General features: G+C 77.3%; 2 protein-coding genes. Both read right to left on the reverse strand.

Annotation, left to right across the window (positions count from 1 at the left end; all coding sequences use genetic code 11):
* A partial coding sequence (locus ABZ914_RS49710) for a DedA family protein (RefSeq protein ID WP_500201574.1) occupies window positions 1–766 on the reverse strand: 766 nt, incomplete at its 3' end.
* A gap of 102 nt (window positions 767–868) precedes the next feature.
* Window positions 869–2575, reverse strand: coding sequence for a glycosyltransferase family 2 protein (locus ABZ914_RS49715; RefSeq protein ID WP_500201575.1), 1707 nt, complete (start codon window positions 2573–2575; stop codon window positions 869–871).
* Between the last annotated feature and the right edge of the window lie 165 nt (window positions 2576–2740).

Below are 2740 nucleotides of genomic sequence, written 5' to 3' on the forward strand. Positions count from 1 at the left end.
GGCGCGGCGGCGCCTGGCCCGCCTGCCCGTACGGCTGACCGTGCGGCTGCCCGTGCGGCTGCCCGTGCGGCTGGCCATGTGCCTGCCCGTGTGCCTGTCCGGGCGCCTGCCCGCGGGCGCCGGTCTTCTTGCGGCGCCCCTTGAGCAGTTCGAGGGCGACCGGGATGAGCGACAGCGCGACGATCACCGCGACGGCCGGGAGCAGGTAGCGGTCCACGTTCGGGATCGAGGAGCCGAGCAGGTAGCCGCCCAGCACCAGGCCGAGGCTCCACACCAGCCCGCCGGCGATCTGCCAGACCGTGAACACCTTGGTCGGCACGTCCAGGGCGCCCGCCAGCGGGTTCAGGACGGTCCGGACGACCGGGACGAACCGGGCCAGCACGATGGCCTTGCCGTGCCCGTACCGGGCCAGGAACTCCTCCGCCCGCTGGACCCCCTCCAGCAGGTGCCGGTTGCGGCTGCGGGCGAGCAGCGCGCGCCCGCCCCGCCGGCCGATGATGAAGCCGGTCTGGGCGCCGGCCAAGGCGCCGAAGGCGGCGGCGGCGAGCACCGCCGGCAGCGACAGCCGGGTGTCGCCGTGCGAGCTCGCCGTGCACAGCAGGCCGGCGGTGAACAGCAGCGAGTCGCCCGGCAGGAAGAAGCCGATCAGCAGCCCGGTCTCGGCGAACATCACCACGGCGATGCCGATGGCGCCGAAGGCCGCCAGCAGCGACCCGGCGTCGAGCGGGTTCACCGCCGCGGGCAGTGCGCCGAAGGCGTCGATCATGGGATCCCCCGTGTTCAGGAGGGACCGGGCCCACGCCCGGTCCGGCGTCCCCGAAATCTACACGCTTGTAGACAGGGGTCGCGACCGCGTCGCACCTGATGATCATCGCACGGCGGGGCGGGCCGGCGGGCCGGAAGCGGGATCCCCGGCCCGATCCCCCGGCGTTCCGGTGCGGCCGCGGGCCGAGGGGCGCAGCCGCGCGCGGCCGGCCCGGCGCAGCGCGGGCAGCGCCGCCCGCGCGGGCCATCCGGCGGCCGCGACGCGCAGGGCGAGCTCGCCGGTCTCGGCGACGTAGGCCTCCAGCCGGTCGCCGGCGGCCCGGGTCAGCCGGGGCCGGACGGGCAGGACCAGCCCCCGGTGCGCGGTGCCGTCCGAGGTCAGCCGGACCTCGACGGTGCTCGCGCCCGCGCGGAGCCGCAGCCACAGCCCCCAGGTCCGGTCGGCGAGGCCGGTCGGCCGGATCACCGCGTCCGGGACGAACACCGCCTCCCAGGTGATCTCCCCGTCCAGGGCCCGGACGGTCGCCGGGACCGCGAACGCCCGGCCGTCCCGGTGCCGGTCGCGGATCTCCAGGACGCCGTCCAGGTCCGTCCCGCGCCCGAGGCGGCCGAGCGGGTTGGCGACCGTGCCGGACACCCGCAGCGCCCGGCCGGCGCGGCGCATCCCGGTGACCTCGCCGCCGAGGCGCAGCGCGCCCAGCGGGGCGGTCGCGATACCGAGGTCGGTGATGTCGAGGACGCGGCGGCCGAGCGCGGTGCCCAGGTGGGCGCCCGGCCAGTAGACCCGGCCGTCCCGCTCCACGGGCTCGATCGCCAGGACGGGCCGTCCGGCGCCGCGCGGCGCGTAGTCGGCGGCGGCCATCGCGGCGGCGGTGTCACCCTCCAGCACCATGAGCGCGGCGATCGCCGGGATCCGCCCGGCGTCGGCGAGGAGCGCCTCGTCCAGCTCGGCGAGGTAGCCGCGGGCCAGCTCGACGAACGCGTCCCGGTGCCCGGGCTCGCGGCCGCGCAGCTCGCGCAGGAGGCGCGGCAGCACCTCGCCGGCGAACCGGGCCTCCACCCGGCGCGCGAGGGCCTCCGCGCCCCGCGCGCGGAGCAGGGCGCCGGTCCGCCGGTGGATCTCCAGCCGGTCGGCGAAGTCGCCGAGATCGGTCCCCGCGACGTGTCTCCGGCCGGCGGACCGGTTGTGGACCCGGTCGGGCACCACCGCGATCGGCCGGGCGGCGGCGTACGCGGCGGCCGTGAACAGCAGGTCCGCGTGCCGCAGGCCGCCGGCGAACCGCAGGTCCTCCCGCTCCAGGAAGGCGCGCCGGTAGCACTTGTCGGCGGCCATCGCGTCGTCCAGCAGCTCCGGCGCGTCCGCGATCGACGGATGGAGCCGCCGCTCCCGGTACAGGCGGGGGTGCGCCGTCCGCTCCCCGTCGCGGGACACCCGGACGGAGCGCCCCGCGACGAGGTCGGCGCCCGCCTGCGCCGCGGCGGTCACCATGGTCTTGCAGGCGTGCGGATCGAGGGTGTCGCCGGCGTCGAGGAACATCACGTACCTGCCGCGCGCGTAGCGCAGGCCGAGGTTGCGGGCCCGGCCGTCGCCACCGGACCGCTCCTGCAGCGCGAACGCGCGCACTCGGTCCCGGGCCCCCGCGACCAGCCGGGCCGTCGCGCGCGCGCCGGGCGTGCCGCCCGCCTCGTCCACGATCACGACCTCGACGCCCGGCAGCGACTGCTCCAGCGCCGAGCGGACGGCGCGGTCGAGCCCGCGCGGGCCGCCGCGGGCGACCACGACGACGGTCACGTCCGGATCCGGCAGCACTCGGCCCACCTCCTCGTCCCGGTCGGATCACCGGCGGCCTTACAGGCCACTCGCCGGATGGTAAGAGGCCGAGGGTTATCGGAACGTAAGCGCCGCGACACCCCGCCGCGAACGCGCGGCGTCCGGACGGCGCGAGATCGGAAGAGCACACGAAAGAACTCCAGT

It is taken from the genome of Spirillospora sp. NPDC046719 (assembly GCF_040645715.1).
In the GTDB taxonomy this organism is placed as follows: domain Bacteria; phylum Actinomycetota; class Actinomycetes; order Streptosporangiales; family Streptosporangiaceae; genus Spirillospora.